The following is an 18,554-nucleotide window of genomic DNA, read 5'->3' on the forward strand; positions in this document are numbered from 1 at the left end:
TATGAAAGAACCTTTCTTGTCCGCATTGCCGCTTATTCATGAGATTGAAGCGGCTGGTTATGAGGCTTGCTTTGTCGGCGGTGCTGTGAGAGATTTTTTGCTTGGCAGAGACATTCATGATGTGGATATTGCAACATCGGCGACGCCGGCTGAGCTGAAAACCATATTTTCAAAAACGGTCGATGTGGGTATTGAACACGGAACGATTATGGTCATACAAAATGGAAAATCTTACGAAGTGACCACATACCGCTCAGAAGGCGACTATCAAGACTATAGAAGGCCGGAATCAGTTACATTTGTCCGAAGTTTATACGAAGACTTAAAAAGACGCGATTTTACAATGAATGCGATCGCCATGGATAAAGAGGGAAATTTCATTGATCCTTTTGCAGGCCGTTTGGCACTGGAAAAAAAAGTCATTGTCACCGTTGGATCGGCTGATGAGCGCTTTCAGGAGGACGCCTTGCGGCTAATGCGTGCTGTAAGATTCGTCAGCCAGCTCGGTTTTCATTTGGAGAAACAAACCGAAAAAGCGATAAAAGAGCATGTCGATTTGTTGCGCCATATTTCCGTAGAAAGAATAACGGCTGAATTTGAAAAGCTATTAGATGGAAAATACAAAAAGAAGGCTTTGGAATTGCTTTTTCATACAGGCATTTATAAGCAATTGCCTGCTTTATTCAATCAAGAACATGTCGTGCAGTCAGTGACCAAGCTGGAAATCTCTTCCTTAAAAAACCTTGATATGTGGCTGTTAGCATTATATTTCTCCGGGGAACATCCTGTTACTATATTAAAGAAATGGCGGCTTCCGTCCAAAAAAATAAAACTGCTTTCAATGGCTCTTTCATACCTGATGCTGCGTAAAGATCACTTTTGGAGCAGGGATGAACTGTTTACCGCTGGAAAAGAAATCGCTCTTCTTGTAGAAACGGCTTTTCTGACGATCAAGAGAGAGGATGTACAATTGGCTCATTTGCTGGATAAGTATGAAAGTCTTCCCATTAAATCGTTGAAGGAATTGACTGTGAACGGAAATGATCTCATTCGCTGGACAGGTAAACAAAGCGGGCCCTGGATCGGAAAGGTTCTCCATGAAGCGGCGCAGGCGGTCATAAACGGTGAAATCGCAAATCATAAACAAGAAATCAGGAGTTGGATGGAAAATTGTCGATTGATATAAGAAAACAATTGATTAAAGCACTTTCTGATGCCGATGGCGAATTTTTGTCCGGCCAGACACTTGCCGAGAAGATCGGTTGTTCCAGGACAGCTATTTGGAAACATATAGAAGAACTAAGGAAGGACGGCTTCATTTTGGAAGCTGTCAGAAATAAAGGTTATAAAATCATCAATACGCCGGAAGATTTGACCGAGAGTGACATTTTATTTGGTCTTGAAACGGAGCATTTTGGAAGAAATATACATTTTTACGAATCAGTCGAATCCACCCAAAAGGTAGCGCATCAGCTGGCACATGAAGGAGCGCCTGAAGGGACTATCGTTGTGTCCGAAGAGCAGAGAACAGGAAGGGGCCGGCTAGGGCGGAGTTGGTCGTCATTGCCGAAAAAGGGAGTATGGATGAGTATGATCGTCCGTCCGGTTCTGCCTCCCCAAAAAGCTCCGCAGTTTACTTTGATTACGGCTGTTGCAGCAGCAAATGCCATTGGCGAAGTGACAGGCCTTCATCCGGAGATTAAATGGCCGAATGACATCTTGATAAACGGTAAAAAAGTAGTCGGGATATTGACCGAGCTTCAAGCGGAAGCGGATAAAATCTCATCTCTCGTTATTGGCATTGGTATAAACGCCAACCATGATATAGAAGATCTCCATGAAAGTATCCGGGGAAAAGCCACATCATTATATATTGAAAAAAGGAAAAAAATTTCGCGAGCGCAACTGATCCAAACGTTTTTAAAAGATTTTGAAAAATACTATGGCATTTATTTGGACAAGGGGTTTGCGCCGATTAAACTATTATGGGAAACGTATGCGATCAGCATTGGAAAAGTAATCACAGCCAGAACGGTTACCGGAGAGATTGTCGGCAGGGCACTTGGCATTACGGATGAAGGCGTATTAAAAGTGGAGGATGAACACGGCACGATACACGAAGTTTACTCTGCCGATATAGAACTATCGGATTGATAGAATTTTTCTATTTATTTTGCTATTATGTTATTGGGCGGTATCTTAACGAGCTGCACCATTTTCATTTGATGTATTTTTTATATTAATATCTGCCTTGATCCATAGAGAGGACGGGGACAGAGGACCGAAGCGAGTGAAAGGGATGTTACGGAGTCCTTCTGCCTTTTTGGAGAGGATTCCTTTTGTATTTTAGGCGTCCAATTGCTCGAACTGCATTCGCTCCTCTAACAAAAAGGAGGAAATGAAAAATGAAAACGACTGCTGATTTTGTAAAAATGAAACAGGCGGGAGAAAAAATCGCTATGGTCACCGCATATGATTTTCCCCAGGCAAAACTGGCGGAAGGGGCGGGGGTGGACATGATTCTTGTCGGGGATTCCCTTGGCATGGTCGTACTCGGTTATGATTCTACCGTACCTGTCACTGTCAATGACATGGTCCATCATACGAAAGCCGTGAAACGCGGTGCAAAAAACACGTTTGTCGTAACGGATCTCCCTTTTATGTCTTTTCATATCAGCAGGGAAGAAGCGATGCGGGCGGCTGGCCGTATTATGCAGGAGAGCGGTGCCAATGCTGTCAAAGTGGAAGGCGGGGGTGAAGTCATACAAACGATCCAGGCTCTTACAACAGCGGGAGTGCCCGTCATGGGACATTTAGGATTGACTCCGCAGACGGCAGGGGTGCTTGGCGGCTATAAAGTACAGGCGAAGACAGCAAAAGCGGCTGAAACGCTTATTAAAGAAGCCAAAAAATGCGAAGAGGCGGGTGCCTTTGCGCTCGTTCTCGAATGCATTCCCCAGCAGCTTGGCAAAGAAGTGGCGAAACAATTAAATATTCCGGTGATTGGCATTGGCGCCGGTCCTGAGACAGATGGACAAGTTCTTGTTTTTCATGATTTGGCCACATTTGGTGTCGATAGAATTCCAAAGTTCGCCAAACGATATGCCGATGTGAATGAACATGTAACCACAGGGTTGAAGCAGTACATTCATGAAGTAAAACAAGGTGTATTTCCTGATGCGCAAATACACACATTTAATATGGAACAGAGCCAGTTGGCTTCTTTGTACGGAGGAAAATAAAATTGAAAATCATCACCGAGAAAAAAGAGATGCAACAAATGGCAAAACAGCTTCAGTCTAAAGGCAAAACGATTGGATTTGTTCCAACGATGGGGTATCTTCATGAGGGTCACTTGACCCTAGCGCGCAAGGCCAAAAAGGAAAATGATATCGTTGTTATGAGTATCTTCGTAAATCCCCTGCAATTTGGACCGGATGAAGACTATGAAGCATACCCCCGTGACCAAAAAAGGGACGAAAGGCTTGCTGAAACGACAGGTGTCGATCTATTGTTTATTCCAAACGTTTCAGATATGTATGACGCCGAATTGTCGACAAAAATGAGTGTCGTAAAGCGTAATCATGCGTTATGCGGCAATGACCGGCCAGGACATTTTGACGGGGTGGTCACCGTACTGGCAAAATTATTTCACATCGTCATGCCCGACAAGGCATACTTTGGGTTAAAAGACGCCCAACAATTTGCGGTTGTTGCCGGCATGGTTGCCGATTATGATTTCCCGGTACAACTTATACCCGTTGAAACTGTTCGGGATGCAAACGGCCTTGCGGTCAGTTCAAGGAATGTATATTTATCCGCTCGTGAAAAAGAGCAGGCCCCGTGCATTTATAAAAGCTTGCTCCTGGCAAAACATAAAATTGAACAAGGAGCAACCGATATCGAGGAAATAAAAAATGCGGTTATAGACTTTTTAAAGAGCCGTACGGACGCTTTGATCGATTATGTCGATATCCTAAGCTATCCGGAGCTTCAGCCTCTTGAACAAATCCATGGACGCATCATCATCGCCATAGCTGTCAAATTCTCTAAAGCCAGACTCATCGACAACATCATCTTTGATGTGTCATAATATATGACCCGCAGCCAACAAAAGGCTGCGGGCATTTTTAAGGCCATTAACGGGCAACAGCCCCCTTTTAAAGCTGAAACAATGGTGAAACTGGTTTATTGAATTACGAAAAGCGGCCAGAATCTATTAAGCCATATCCCGTTTTATAAAACTACGCAAACCATACAGGAATAAAGCGGTAAAAGATCCAATAACTACTGTATAAAATAAGAAGTAAGATTGAATTGGTGATTCATCTTCAGGTGACATAGCTAGCATAGGTTGGGTCCAAGGATAAATCTGCCCTAAAGGTGTGCTAGCAACAATTATAGACGGAAGAGTAAAAATAATACTAACCGCTAATGGTATACCGAATGTTTTTGCCCTTATTGATATGATTAATTGTAGCAAAATCAATGGCAAGCACGCTAAAGTACCTTTAAGCATGAATCCAAGTATTGTAAATAATGGAAGACTGCCTTCTACTCCTTTTATATAACCAAATCCTATAAAAAAGATTAATAAGATTAACATTGTGATAACAACCATTTTTACCACTGTTAGAAATTTCCCTAAAAAGACTTCTGAATGTTTGATCGGTAAGGCTAATAGTTGTTTCCATCCTCCTCCGACATGTTCACTTCTACAAACAAGAGCTGCGTAAATCCCAACTAATATTGGCAATATAAAAGGCCCCATAAATAACGCCACTTGTGTCCATACTTCGATCCATTCATGATCTCCTGGCTGCATGAAAAGGTCATAGTTTTTAAAGAAATTAAAATAAGCCACGAATACACCTAATAGCGGGCCTAAGACGTAAAGTAGCCAGAGCTTAGAGCGTTTTAATTTTAATTGTTCAACGTATAAGACATTTTTCAAAATAATCTCCCCTTACTGGACATTTCGTGTAGCAAAATGCTTAGAACCTATAAACAAAAGGATGATCCCTACTATCAAGTTGATGACGAGATAGGCTGAAAAATCCGGGTTAAGTCCTATCCCCTCGTATTGCAATATAACCGTTGATGATTGGATGGGATAAGCTAAAGGAAACCACCTTGTTGTTTGGGCAGCCGCTAAAAATAAACCCATAATAGAGGAAATTGATCCAATAAGAATAGAGAAAGCTTGATTTTTAATCGTCATGGATAACCAAAATTGAAAAGCCATTATGGGTAATACTGTAACCAACATCCCGTAACAATCCGCTATCAATAAGCCCCAAGGAATCTCTCCTTCAAATGCCAGTACTTTTCCCAATACAACCATGCCAATCAGAAAAATAGAGGTGGAAAGGAATAGACTCAATGTTAGCCAAACAAATTTACTTATATAAACTTTACCTCTAGATAAAGGCAGTGAAAGAGTTAGTTTCCACCCACTTGCCTGATGTTCAATATTTGCTATCACTGATGCGGCAAGTGTAACGGCTAATGGGAAACCCAAACCAAACAACAAGCTATTGTCATACAATAGATACATCCACATAGACCCCGCATTGAACATCTCAGCTTGTTTTTCCACAAACTCGGCACGATAAGTGAGATTCACCAACTCATATGCCAAGATCAGTAAGGGAACTAGTAAAACAATAATCAATAACGACGACCGTTTTAATTTTAATTGATCTGCCCATAATATATTTTTCATAAGCTTCCCTCTGTACCCGTTAATTCTAAGAAGATATCTTCAAGCGTTCTTTTCACTTCTTCAAGTCGATACACTGAGACACCCGAATGAACAAGGGTGGCGTTAAGTTTTGAAACAAACTCTGGATCTGTTTGGGATAACCACAAGAAATCCCCTTGTAAATCAGCCCTTACTCCCCGTTCTTTACATATTTCCTTTGCTTTCATCACATTACTAACTCCTATTTTTAATAAAGGTTTCTGTTTTTTTCGTAAACATTCAATGGAATCTTGGAAAATCATTTTTCCATTATGAATGATTCCTACATGTGTTGCCATTTGATCTATTTCACTCAACAAATGGCTAGATACAAGGACACTCATACCATTCTTCGGTAATTCTTTAATCAATTCTCTCATCTCTTGAATTCCAGACGGATCTAACCCATTCGTCGGTTCATCCAGAATTAATAAATCTGGATGACTAAGCAAGGCCGTAGCAATCCCGAGGCGCTGCTTCATACCAAGCGAATACTCTTTTGTTAGTCGATTCGCCACTTTCGTTAACCTGACAATTTCCAGTACTTCATTTACACGTTTTTCTGGAAGATTTCGTAACCGGCGAACAGCTTCTAAATTTTCACGTCCGGTTAAGTTTCCATAGTATGTTGGGGACTCCACCAACGATCCAATCCGCTGTAAAATTTGTAGGCGGTTTTTGTTTAGGTTTTGACCAAAAATTTCAATACTGCCTTTTGTTGGCTTGACCAAACCAAGCAACATCCGAATCGTTGTTGTCTTTCCGGCCCCATTGGGACCAAGAAATCCATAAATTTGGCCACGCTCCATTCGCAAATGTAATCCATCTACAGATGTGTGTTTTCTGTATTTTTTAGTTAGATCATCAGTCATCAAAATGTGATCATTCATCTGTTCCTCACCTCATTTCTATCGTAAGCGAAACTGATTAAACAGGAATGAAACTTTTCCTTAACATTTGCTTAACGGCTTATCCCCATAATTTTTTCAACTTCATTTACAGTCATAGAACAACAAAGGATCACATCATTATTCCGATTATTGAGAAATTTAAACGGATTATTAATTTTTTTCTCAACAGCTTTTTTTATTTTGCTTTTATGTAAAATATAGATGGAGATAGGGGGAGGATAAAGGATGACTTTTAAACTTGAGGATCATAACATTTTGATGGTTGACGATGATCAACACATTTTAGATTTATTAATAACCGTCTTTGAAAAGGAAGGGTTTCAAAACATCTTAAAAGCTGCCACTGGAGCAGAGGCGCTTTTCATAACAAAGCAATATAACCCAGATATTATTTTGTTAGATGTGATGTTACCCGATACAGATGGCTTTACTCTATGTAATAAAATTCGTTCAAAGACGGATGTCCCCATACTGTTTCTTACAGCTAAAACGACAGATTTAGATAAATTGCAGGGGTTTAGTTTTGGAGGAGATGATTATATTACAAAGCCCTTTAATCCACTAGAAGTAGTTGCTCGAGTAAAGGCGCAATTAAAACGCTCTACGAAAGTTCCGGCCCGGTATTCGCGAAAAAAGATATATGACTTTAGCTCTTTTAATATAGATCCCAATACAGGGAGACTAATTGTGAATGGGGAAAGAATAGAGTGCCCTACTCAGGAAATGAAACTTTTACTTTATTTTTGTGAACACCCTAATCAAATTTTAAGCAAACATCAAATCTATAAGGATGTATGGGGAGAATTATATGGTGGTGATAGTACAGTGATGGTACATGTACGACGTTTACGTGAAAAAATAGAAGAAGATCCCAGCAGACCCAAATGGATAAAAACGGTTCGCGGACTAGGATATATATTTGAAGTAAAAACGAATGAGGAATTGTAGTGAAATTAAAAAATCATGTCGCCAATTACTTTGTGTCACGACTTTTCTGGTTAATGATTATTTGGGGTTTACTGATCGTCATTAGTATTGTTTTATTCAGCTTCTTTCTGGATTATAACAAAACAGAAACTCCCCGATTGTCAATTAAAAAAATTGTCGGACATACGGTTGTTGTTGATCAAAAACTTTCAATAAACTCGAAAATCAAAAAAGATTTAGTTAAAAATAAAATGTGGGTGCAAGTATTGGATGAACAGGGGAATGAAATTTTTTCCTTTAATAAACCAAAAAGGATACCAGATCATTATATTCCGGGGGAACTTGTGTCTGATTATCTATATCCTGCTAAAAAAGGATATCAGTTATCTACATGGTATAAAACTGTAGGAGATCATGATCTAACATGGGTTTTGGGGAAGCCTTCGAAAGAAAGTAATCCCTTTCTGTATTGGATGAATAATGTATGGATTCTTTCTATCATTTTAATTGGAATATTAATCGCTTATTTTTTTGGAAGACAATTAGGCGCTCCTTTACTTTATATCGTATCTTGGATTGACAATTTGTCTAAAGAAAAATACGAAGAACCTGCTAATAACAGGGAGTTAAGTTTAAAACAGCGCTGGAGAAACAAAGCTGAATATAAAACGTATCAAGAATTGATAAATGCCCTTTCTGAGCTTACATCAGCCCTTCAGAGAAACAAAGAAGAACGCAAATTATTGGAAAAAACAAGGGAAGAATGGATGACCGGAGTCTCACATGATCTTAAAACCCCTTTGTCTGTTATCAAGGGATATACTGTACTTCTATCTTCTCACGAATATAATTGGGAACGAGAACAGGTACGTCACTTTTCCAAAATCATGGAGGAACGTGTGGAGTATATGGAGCAACTAATTGAAGACTTTAACTTAACTTTTCAATTAAAAAATAATGCCATTCCGTTACAATTAGAACAAAAAAACCTTTCAGATGTTTTGAAAGATATTTTAAAACATCTGAAAGGATTGCCCGAATCAAAAAACAAAAGATTTTCATTTGAAACGAATAAAGAACAAATGTATCTCAATATGGATATGAAATACCTAAAGCGAGCCCTTGAGAATTTAATTGTCAACAGCATAAAACATAATCCCCCCGAAACTAACATTAAAGTCATACTTCATGAACAACAGTCTTATCCAAGACAAATTCGCATTTTCATTATGGATGATGGGGTTGGCATGGATCGAGAGACGATTGAACACTTATTTGAACGGTATTTCCGTGGGACGAGTGCATCAGTTAATAATACCGGAACAGGATTAGGAATGGCCATTGCGAGGCAAATCATTATTGCTCATGGTGGAGATCTTAGCATTAAGAGCACACCACAACTAGGAACCGAGTATAATATTACTTTCCCGCTCGACTAAGAATGCTTTCTTCCTTCTTGTTCGATTATTAAAAGCCGATGATTTCTTTAGCATAGGAAAATTCGGCGTTTTTCGTTTTTTATGACGGGATTTGTTAGCATATATTTTGCTTTATGTTCGCAGGAACCCCCTCTTCAAGAAAGCGAACATGGCAAGAGGACGATCAACTGCCAATAAGGAACAGCAGGAAAAGAAATTTTGCGAGAGCGCGTGACGATCATAAAGGCATTTTTGCAAACAGGATATACGAGTGCAAGCGAAAAGACAGGACAAACAGTTTTGCCAGCATTGCCAGCGCACGCAAAAAAACGCAAACTTTATAAAAACGTCGTTGCCTGAGATTGCCAACAGAAGGTCGCTTTTGCCCCTTGTTTTTGGGGTTTTCAGGCTGAGAATCCACATCGTAAAGCCAACGTCTGCACGACCCGCCTCTTGCGCATCAGCCCACTTATTTTTATATTCCGTGTCTGTGGCTGAATCAATCTGCGTGTGATACACTATCATAGAGCCGAATGACGGCAGTGATTAAAGGTGTGAAAGAAATGGAAAAAAGATATGTCACAGTAGATTTGGAAACAACCGGAAATTCTTTTGAAAAGGGCGACAGAATCATTCAAATTTCGATTGTGATCATTGAAAAAGGAAAGATCATTGATCAATACACATCACTTGTAAATCCCGAAAAGCCTATTCCGGCTTTCATTCAAGAACTAACGGGAATTGATGATCAAATGGTTACGGTTGCCCCGAAATTTGAAGAAATTGCTGATAAAGTATATACAATATTGGAACACTCGATATTTATTGCCCATAATGTCAAGTTTGATTTGGGCTTTTTGGATGGAGAGCTGAAACATGCGGGAAAACACCACCCGGTGAATCTGACTTTGGACACCGTCGAACTGGCCAAGATACTTCTTCCCTGCTCTCCTAGCTACAAACTACAAGATTTAAGTGATCAAATGAACGTGGTCCATGACAATCCCCATCAGGCGGACAGTGATGCTCTGGCGACAGCAGAACTTTTCCTCCTTTTGGTGAAAAAAGCAGAAAATCTTCCCGTGGTTACGTTGGAAATGCTGTACCGTTTGGCAGAAAAAGCCGACAGCGGCTTGACTTTTTTATTTGGAGCCATTCTTGCCCAAAAACGCAAACATGTAGAAAATCTCCCCGGAAACTTGGATGTATGGCGCGGCATTGCTTTAAGGAAATGCCCGGATGCAAGAGAGGATGTTGCGTTACAAACGGAAACATTTCCGCTGGGAACAGATGAGAAGGCCCAATTATTTCAACAGCACTTTCACCATTTCACTCTGCGTGAAGGCCAATTTGAAATGATGGATACGGTGTATAAAGCGTTGACAACGAATACCCATGCGATGATTGAAGCGGGAACAGGGATTGGCAAGTCGATCGCCTATTTGTTGCCAAGTATTTATTTTGCGGTTAACAACAATAAGCAAGTGGCCATCAGTACATATACAATCCATCTGCAACATCAATTGATCGAAAATGAACTGGACAAATTGAAAAACATCATCCCCTTTCCTTTTAAAACGGCGCTTTTAAAGGGAAGAGACCATTACATCAGTCTATTTCAGTTTGAACAATCGCTGCGAGAAAATAGTGACTCATACGATGAGGCCATCACAAAAATGAAAATACTCGTATGGCTTGTGCAAACGGAAACAGGCGATGTGGACGAATTGAATTTATCGGGCGGCGGCGTGTTTTTTTGGGAAAAGATACGCCATTCGAACAGAAACGTACATCAGCGGGAAGATCCTTGGCATCAAAGAGATTTTTATGCGCGCGCAAAAAGAAAAGCATTCGAAGCCGATATTATCATCATGAATCATGCCAGCTTGATGAAAAGCTTGGAAGGACGGATGGATATTCCGCAGCTTGAATATTTTATAATTGATGAAGCGCACCGATTGGAAAAAGCGGCACGAAATACATTTGGTGTCCATTTGGGATACTACGACCTGAAAAACATGCTCGGACGAATCGGCACATCGGAAAAGAAAAAGCTATTGTATAAACTTGAAAAAAGCGTAAAACGGCTGAAACTGGAGCCAAGCATTCATGTATTTGAATTGGACGAAGCCTTAAACAGCTTTGATCTTGAAATAAATGATTTATTTTCACTAATGGGGCAACTGCTTTTTCAACAACATAAAAATAATGCCTATAAAGCGCAGGTAAGCATCACATCACAAACAAGGCTTGAAAGAAAGTGGCAGTCGATCGAATTGTGTGCCGAGAGGGTAGCGGCCGGACACCGTTTTATCCAAAAAGGAATTGCGGAGCGGCTTGGCTTGATGGAAACATCAAGGAAGGCGCTTAAACCGGAAGAGTTGGCGCTATTGGAGGAAACGACGGCTTTTTGTGAGCAATGGAATACCATTCAAACAACCCTTGACAGATTAGTGTTTCATCCAAAAAAAGAAGATATTGTCTGGATTGAAGGAGAAAAAAAACAAATATTAAACAGGACATTTATACATGCGAAGCCGCTTAACGCAAATCGCTTTTTATCCGAAAAGCTGTTCGGCACGGCGAAAAGTGTCGTATTAACTTCAGCTACCTTGACCGTAAACCGTTCGTTTGCATTTTTTGCGGAAGAGTGCGGCATTCAGCCATTTCAAAAGCTTGAAAAAATGATTGAATCCCCGTATGCATATGAAAAGAAAGCAAAGCTATTTATTCCAAGTGACTTGCCAGATATTAGCGCAGTCGCAAGCGATGAGTATACAGAAGCGATCGCTTGTCATTTAATCGCTATTGCCCACGCAGCAAGGGGACGAATTCTTGTGTTGTTTACTTCACACGATATGCTGAGAAAAACGTTTGATTTGTTAAAGGACAGCGAAGAACTGCATGAGTATGTTCTCTTGGCTCATGGAATATCTTCAGGAAGCCGCCACCGCCTTCTGAAAACGTTCCAGCAGTTTACAAAGTCCATTTTGCTGGGAACGAACAGCTTTTGGGAAGGAATTGATATGAACGGGGAAAGTATATCCGCGATCGTTGTCACCAGGCTCCCGTTTTCCCATATTCATGAACCGGTAACCGCTGCAAAAATGCAGGCGATCAAGGAAGCCGGGAAGAATTCTTTTTCCGCATACTCATTGCCTGAAGCAATCATACAATTTAAACAAAGTTTCGGAAGATTGATCCGGAAAGAAACAGACAGGGGGGCATTTATTGTGTTTGATCGCCGAATCGTTACAACGATGTATGGAAGCGCGTTTCTGCGTTCACTTCCTCCGATCCAGGTGGAACAACAGCCATTAAAGGAGCTTATCCCCGCAATAGAGCAATGGCTGGAGAATGAATAGAACGCCGCAATTGCGACGCTCCTGGAATGTGGACTAGAATGTATTTATAACGTCATTCCCATCATGTTATAATGATGGGTGAGCAATGCGTTGTTTAATGATATTTTGGCTTTCAAACGGCTTATTATGAGTAACAAAATTTGTGTATTCGGCGCCCGCCGTTAAATGGGGGATGTTACATGTATAAATGGCTTATTATCATTTTTTCAGTCTTATTGCTTCTAGCAGGAGCAGGGGGATACATATATACAAAGGCGATGGATCCGGTCAAACAAGCCAGAAAAGAGGCGGAACAAAGAATAAACGCCGATGAAAAATTGAAGAAAATTGATGATTTTTATCTATACAACGGTTCGCAAACGTATTATGTTTTGATTGGAGAAGAAAAAAAGGGCGAACAAGTTGTTTTTTGGATTCCGGAAAAAAAGGATGAAAAAACCATCTCTAAAAAGCTGGCTGATGGCATTTCCAAGCAGGAAGCCATCGATATGCTGGTGAAAGAAAAGCAGCCCAAGGAAATTCTTGGCGTCAGGCTTGGCATGGAAAAACAGCTCCCCGTATGGGAATTGTCCTATTTAGACAATCAATCCCGTTTAAATTATTATTACATTCATTTTGACACCGGAAAATGGTGGAGAAATATTGAAAATCTATAAGGAAGCAGGGATAGGCATGAACATTCAATTATCAAACCGTGTTTCAAAAGTTACACCCTCATCCACTTTGGCCATCACGGCCAAAGCAAAAGAATTAAAACAAAACGGGCTTGATGTGATTGGCCTTGGTGCTGGAGAGCCTGATTTTAATACGCCGGAAAACATCATTGAAGCGGCTAGCCGCTCCATGAAAGAAGGACATACGAAGTATACGGCAACAGGCGGCTTGCCTGAATTGAAAAAAGCGATCATAGGAAAGCTGCAAAGAGACCAAGGGCTTGATTACAAGCCGGCGGAGATCATTGTGACAAACGGCGCAAAACATGCTTTGTACACCCTTTTTCAAGTGATTTTGGATGAGGGGGATGAAGTCATTATCCCCGCACCGTATTGGGTAAGCTATCCGGAACAGGTAAAGCTGGCTGGAGGAAAGCCAGTATATATTGCCGGCGAAGAATCCCAACATTTCAAGATTACAGCGCAACAGTTGAAAGCAGCCATTACACAAAAAACAAAAGCTGTCATCATCAACTCGCCGAGCAATCCGACGGGCATGATTTATACGAAAGAAGAATTGGAAGAAATCGGCGAAGTCTGCTTGCGGCATAACATCGTTGTCGTATCGGATGAAATATACGAAAAGCTTTTATATGACGGCAACCAACATGTGTCGATTGCGGAAATTTCACCTGAACTGAAGGCGATTACCGTCATCATTAACGGTGTTTCGAAATCACATTCCATGACGGGCTGGAGAATAGGATACGCCGCGGGTGATGAAGCCATCATTAAAGCGATGACAGATGTCGCCAGCCACTCCACATCCAATCCGGCAGCGGCATCCCAGTACGGGGCTATCGAAGCCTACAATGGGACACAGGAACCGGTTGAACGGATGAGACAAGCTTTTGAAGAACGAATGAACATTATATATAAAAAGCTGAATGAAATCCCGGGAGTCACTTGCCTGAAGCCGCAAGGAGCCTTTTATTTATATCCGAACGTAATGGAGGCTGCCCGGATAACCGGCTATGAGGACGTGGACAGCTTTGTCGGAGCATTGCTGGAAGAGGCCCTTGTTGCTGTAGTGCCCGGATCAAGCTTTGGGTCGCCGGAAAATATCAGGCTTTCATATGCAACTGCGCTGGAGTCGCTTGAAGAAGCAATCCGCCGTATTCATTCTTTTGTAAAAGAAAAGAGCCGATAAGCCGATCATTGCGTTATACAAGCCACGTGCATGTTGTACGTGGTTTTTCCATCGAAGGAGTAAAAAAACTCTCCACATGAATAAAGATGAGGTGCTGAATGTGGATAAAGAAATGATTGTATCGTGGATGGAAGAAGGTATGGTTCAAATACCAAGTGTGTTGTTAAACAAATATAAACAAATCGGCCTTGACGAAAAAGAGTTGGTGCTGCTTTTGCATATTCAATTCTTTATGGATCGGGGAAACGAGTTTCCAACACCCGAGCAACTGTGTGAACGGATGTCCAGCACTGCGGATGAGTGCTCTGCGATGTTGGGGAAACTCGTCCAAATGCAGCTCATTGCCATAGAAGAGGGAATGTCCGAGGAAAAAATCCGTTTTGAAAAGTATTCTTTGAAGCCTCTATGGATTCGGCTGGCGGAAGAACTGATTGCGGAGAAAAAACAACAAGACTTGGAACATACACTTCATGATGAGCATGATTTATACACGGTCTTTGAGCAGGAATTTGGCAGGCCCCTTTCCCCGATGGAATGCGAGAATCTCGCCATGTGGCTGGATGAAGACAAACAGGACCCCTCCATTATAAAAGCGGCGTTAAGGGAGGCAGTCATATCGGGAAAAGTAAATTTCCGTTATATTGACCGCATATTATTCAGTTGGAAGAAAAATGGGGTTAAAACGATTGAGCAGGCTCGCATGCAAGGAAGTCAATTCAGACAAAGGGCAACTAAACAGGGGTCAAAAGTCATTTCGCATGAGCCTTCCAACAAAATACCATTTTATAACTGGCTGGAACAATAAAGGCAGGTGCTTATTGAATTGCTGACTAAACAAGAAATTCGCTATTGTCTTGATACGATGGGTGAGATGTTTCCGCACGCCGATTGTGAACTAAATCATTCCAATCCTTTTGAACTCGTTATTGCGGTGCTGCTTTCCGCTCAATGTACAGACGTTCTCGTCAATAAGGTAACCAAAACGTTATTTGAAAAATATAAAACACCTGAAGATTATTTGGCTGTTTCCGAAGAAGAACTTCAAAATGATATCCGTTCAATCGGCCTCTTCAGAAATAAAGCGAAAAACATTCGAAAGCTGTGTAGCATCCTGATAAACGAATATGATGGCAACGTACCGAGTGACCGCGACAAATTAATGCAGCTTCCCGGAGTAGGCAGAAAAACAGCTAACGTTGTCGTGTCGGTAGCATTTGGAGTGCCGGCGATCGCTGTAGATACTCACGTGGAAAGGATCAGCAAACGCTTGGGATTTTGCCGATGGAAAGACAGTGTACTGGAAGTCGAAAAGACTTTGATGCGAAAAATACCGAAGGAAGAATGGTCCATCAGCCATCATCGGATGATCTTTTTCGGCCGCTACCATTGCAAAGCGCAAAACCCGCAATGTGCGAGTTGTCCGCTGTTGGAGCTTTGCAGGGAAGGGAAGAAAAGAATAAAGAAAATGGAAAAACAAATGGCTGAATAAGGCTGTTGAGGGGAACCTCGACAGCTTTTTTTTAAACAAGCGATGTTCTGTACAATCACACCTATTAAAAAAGCTTGTAGAGAAAGTGCGTCGACTTTCTCTACAAGCGGAGGGCGCCTCTTGTGCGCTCTTTTTTCTTTTGTTGGTTATTTTACCCGGTCATTCTATTCGCCGGGCGAACGGCCTGTGGAGGGGAGCCGCCGGATTGGTCTGTATTGTCGTCCGGGGTCTCGCCCGAATCGCCACCTTCTTGCTGGTTGCCGTTATTGCCAGGATTTTGGTTATTACCAGGGTTTGGGTTATTCCCATTATTGTTTCCGTTATTCCCATTTTGATTATCATTAGGATTATTGTTATTGTTATTGTTTTGCCCGTTTTGATTGTCGTTTTGATTGTCGTTTCCGCTTCCGTTTTGATCGTTATCGGCAGGCGGATTTTCTTCATTCGGTTCTTCTTCGCCGTCTGTTGGTTCTTCTTCGTTCTGATCCTCTTCGTTGGATGGAACCGTGACACTTGCCGATCCTGGTGAGCTTGTTTGCGATTCCGACACGGCAGTCACTTTGATTGAATAAGTCTTGCCAGGCTCCACATTGCTAATCGTATAGCTTGTATCCGATATTTCTCCAAGATCTTTTTCTGTTCCTGCAATATTTACTTTCACCTGAAACTTAAGCTCACCTGATTCAGGATGCGACCAATTAAACACAACCGCTTTTTCTCCTTCTTTATATTCGCCGGAGACGGATGGAGCATCCAGTTTGTCAAAGGCCTGTGATACTTGTTTCGGTTCTGTTCCGGCTACAAACAGCTCGTGTACGATATTGCTTTCAGGCGTATGTTTGCTTGGCTTTTTCGGCGGATTGGAGCCTTTTTCAACGGCTGCCCGTACAACGCTTTTTGGCATTTTGAAATCAGGTGTTTCAATGTCTGAAGATGCATGGCTCATCAAGTTTTTAAACAATTGCTGGGCGATTTTTAAATCTTTCGGCAGAATCGGATTTGTCCGTTTTTCATATCCGGTCCAAACAGCAACTGTATAGTTCGTTGTATAACCGGCAAACCATGAATCGGGAGAACTTCCCCTTGGAATATTGTGTTCCCTCATTTCTGCTTGGGTATAGTTTGTCGTACCCGTTTTTCCGGCTACAGGAAGTCCTGGAATCGCCGCTGCTTTACCGGTGGCACCTGCTTTAGAGGAAAGTACATCTTTCAGCATATCGGTAACCATATAAGCAGTAGAGTCTTTCATGGCGATTTTCGGTTCAACTTTATTTTTAATCTCCGTTTCTCCATCCATCAGCACGATTTTTTTCACCGTGTGCGGCTTATGATACATCCCGTTATTTCCAAATGCGGCAAACGCGCCGGCCAAAGTAAACGGTGACGGATTTTGTTTTCCCCCTCCGATTGAATCGGATTCGGTCATATCGATATTTTCAAAGCCCAATCCCGCCGCAAACTTTCTGACATTTTCTGCTCCCGCTTCTTGGAAAGCTTTTAACGCGGGAATGTTTCTCGAGCGGTATAAAGCTTCTCTTATCGACATTTGTCCAAGGTGCCGGTTGTCAAAGTTGTTGATCGGCGTACCTCCTGTATACGTATAAGGCTCGTCTTTGACTTGTTCATATGTTGACCAGTTTAAATATTCTATGGCCGGACCATAGTCAAAAATTGGTTTGACAGTCGATCCCGGTTGTTTGTCGCTGAGCTGTGTAGCGTAATTCCGCCCGCGCTTTACGTCTTTGTTGCGGTTGCCACCAATCGCTCTTACCTCTCCTGTTTTGGTATCCATAAGAACGATTCCCGCTTGAAATTTCTCATCGGGATATTGGACGACTTCATTCGTGTATAACATTTTTTCAGTATACTGTTGTGCATCCGGGTCGAGAGTTGTATATATCTTTAGCCCATCAGAAAATACATTGTAATCTCCAAGTGCTTCAACTTCTTTTATGACCTGATCAACAAAGGAATCATATTTGTAAGAGTCTTTTCGATTTTCTTCTTCAGGAACGAGCGTTTCGGTGACGGATATGTTCTTTGCCTTTTCCATTTGTTCTTTGGAAATTTTGCCATGCTGGTGCATGAGGGACAGCACAATATTCTTGCGTTTATCCGCCCTTTCCGGGTACTCGTACGGGTTATATCTGTTTGGGCTTTGCGGCAGTCCCGCAAGGAATGCAGCTTCTTGGAGCTCAAGCTTATCCAGCGGCTTTCCGAAATAATACTTGGAGGCTGTTTCTATTCCATGAACACCGCTGGAATAATATATTTTGTTCACATATATCTCAAAAATCTGGTCTTTGGTATATTGTTTTTCCAATTGAAAAGCAAGCCATGCTTCTTGAGCTTTTCTTTTTAGCGTTTTTTCATCTGACAAAAATGAACGCTTGACGACTTGTTGGGTCAAGGTGGAAGCTCCTTCCGATCCAAATCCCCGAGAGAAGTTCGCAAGTACGGCCCCTGCAATTCTTCTAAAGTCAATTCCGTGATGTTTATAAAATCTCACGTCTTCCGTGGCAAGTACCGCGTCTTTCACTAATTGTGGAATCTGGTCAATCTCAACATAGTCCCGGCGCTCCGTTCCCAGTGTTGTAAATACTTCACCGTTTATATCCAGCAATTCAGATGCAACCGGATCAACGAGCAACTTTTTATCCAGTTTCGGCGCATCTTTCACATACCATGCAAAGGTGCCGGCCCCTGTTACCAATCCTGCAAACATGAGTATGACAACGAAAAGAAAAGTTTTTTTCAGAAAGCTTTTTGGCTTTTTTTGTTTTTTTTGTTTTGTTACTTTTCGGCGTTCTGTCCGTGTTTGAAACTTGTCTGCCATAT

The 18,554-nt window shown here is 41.6% G+C and carries 15 protein-coding genes; 11 read left to right on the forward strand and 4 right to left on the reverse strand.

Annotated elements, in window-relative coordinates; translation table 11 throughout:
* Position 1 precedes the first annotated feature (1 nt).
* The 4 genes from MHB50_RS08180 (at position 2) to panC (ending at position 4,093) form a co-directional block, all read left to right on the forward strand.
* Positions 2 to 1,186, forward strand: a complete 1,185-nt coding sequence (locus tag MHB50_RS08180) for a CCA tRNA nucleotidyltransferase (RefSeq protein ID WP_339163087.1) — start codon at positions 2 to 4, stop codon at positions 1,184 to 1,186.
* Positions 1,171 to 2,154 carry a biotin--[acetyl-CoA-carboxylase] ligase gene (locus MHB50_RS08185; protein WP_339163089.1) on the forward strand — a complete coding sequence of 328 codons (984 nt, stop codon included), beginning with the start codon at positions 1,171 to 1,173 and terminating at the stop codon, positions 2,152 to 2,154. The genes MHB50_RS08180 and MHB50_RS08185 overlap by 16 nt, the downstream gene beginning before the upstream one ends.
* A gap of 251 nt (positions 2,155 to 2,405) precedes the next feature.
* Entirely contained in the window at positions 2,406 to 3,242 is an 837-nt protein-coding gene (panB, locus tag MHB50_RS08190; RefSeq protein ID WP_339163091.1) for a 3-methyl-2-oxobutanoate hydroxymethyltransferase, read from the forward strand.
* 2 nt (positions 3,243 to 3,244) lie between these two features.
* Entirely contained in the window at positions 3,245 to 4,093 is an 849-nt protein-coding gene (gene panC, locus MHB50_RS08195; protein WP_340085123.1) for a pantoate--beta-alanine ligase, read from the forward strand.
* Positions 4,094 to 4,219: 126 nt separating this feature from the next.
* On the opposite strand, the gene MHB50_RS08200 is transcribed toward panC, so the two are convergent.
* Genes MHB50_RS08200 through MHB50_RS08210 form a run of 3 tightly spaced genes read right to left on the reverse strand, consistent with a single transcriptional unit; the run spans position 4,220 to position 6,633 of the window.
* Complete coding sequence (locus MHB50_RS08200) at positions 4,220 to 4,954, reverse strand: ABC transporter permease (protein ID WP_340085124.1); 735 nt, start codon at positions 4,952 to 4,954, stop codon at positions 4,220 to 4,222.
* A 12-nt stretch (positions 4,955 to 4,966) separates the two neighbouring features.
* Positions 4,967 to 5,725: an ABC transporter permease gene (locus tag MHB50_RS08205; RefSeq protein WP_340085125.1), complete on the reverse strand. Its 759-nt coding sequence runs from the start codon at positions 5,723 to 5,725 to the stop codon at positions 4,967 to 4,969.
* Entirely contained in the window at positions 5,722 to 6,633 is a 912-nt protein-coding gene (locus MHB50_RS08210; RefSeq protein ID WP_340085126.1) for an ABC transporter ATP-binding protein, read from the reverse strand. Before MHB50_RS08210 ends, MHB50_RS08205 begins: the two co-directional genes overlap by 4 nt.
* A gap of 246 nt (positions 6,634 to 6,879) precedes the next feature.
* On the opposite strand from MHB50_RS08210, the gene MHB50_RS08215 reads away from it, so the two are divergent.
* The 7 genes from MHB50_RS08215 (at position 6,880) to nth (ending at position 15,716) form a co-directional block, all read left to right on the forward strand.
* A complete protein-coding gene (locus MHB50_RS08215; RefSeq protein ID WP_340085127.1) occupies positions 6,880 to 7,602 on the forward strand; it encodes a response regulator transcription factor in 723 nt (240 codons plus the stop codon).
* Positions 7,602 to 9,020, forward strand: coding sequence for a HAMP domain-containing sensor histidine kinase (locus tag MHB50_RS08220; protein WP_340085128.1), 1,419 nt, complete (start codon positions 7,602 to 7,604; stop codon positions 9,018 to 9,020). Before MHB50_RS08215 ends, MHB50_RS08220 begins: the two co-directional genes overlap by 1 nt.
* A 542-nt stretch (positions 9,021 to 9,562) precedes the next feature.
* Positions 9,563 to 12,364, forward strand: coding sequence for an ATP-dependent DNA helicase DinG (dinG, locus tag MHB50_RS08225; RefSeq protein ID WP_077113335.1), 2,802 nt, complete (start codon positions 9,563 to 9,565; stop codon positions 12,362 to 12,364).
* Between the two features lie 179 nt (positions 12,365 to 12,543).
* Positions 12,544 to 13,020 (forward strand): DUF5590 domain-containing protein, encoded by a 477-nt coding sequence (locus MHB50_RS08230; RefSeq protein WP_077113336.1) that lies wholly within the window; start codon positions 12,544 to 12,546, stop codon positions 13,018 to 13,020.
* A gap of 22 nt (positions 13,021 to 13,042) precedes the next feature.
* Positions 13,043 to 14,227 carry a pyridoxal phosphate-dependent aminotransferase gene (locus MHB50_RS08235; protein ID WP_077113515.1) on the forward strand — a complete coding sequence of 395 codons (1,185 nt, stop codon included), beginning with the start codon at positions 13,043 to 13,045 and terminating at the stop codon, positions 14,225 to 14,227.
* 100 nt (positions 14,228 to 14,327) lie between these two features.
* Positions 14,328 to 15,032, forward strand: a complete 705-nt coding sequence (locus tag MHB50_RS08240) for a DnaD domain-containing protein (protein ID WP_339163095.1) — start codon at positions 14,328 to 14,330, stop codon at positions 15,030 to 15,032.
* Between the two features lie 18 nt (positions 15,033 to 15,050).
* Positions 15,051 to 15,716: an endonuclease III gene (gene nth, locus MHB50_RS08245; RefSeq protein ID WP_340085129.1), complete on the forward strand. Its 666-nt coding sequence runs from the start codon at positions 15,051 to 15,053 to the stop codon at positions 15,714 to 15,716.
* 151 nt (positions 15,717 to 15,867) lie between these two features.
* Here the strand turns inward: nth and MHB50_RS08250 are convergent, their stop codons facing one another.
* A complete protein-coding gene (locus tag MHB50_RS08250) occupies positions 15,868 to 18,552 on the reverse strand; it encodes a PBP1A family penicillin-binding protein (protein WP_339163099.1) in 2,685 nt (894 codons plus the stop codon).
* Positions 18,553 to 18,554 lie beyond the last annotated feature (2 nt).

Origin of the sequence: Siminovitchia sp. FSL H7-0308 (assembly GCF_037980985.1) — a bacterium.
GTDB lineage: Bacteria > Bacillota > Bacilli > Bacillales > Bacillaceae_C > Siminovitchia > Siminovitchia thermophila.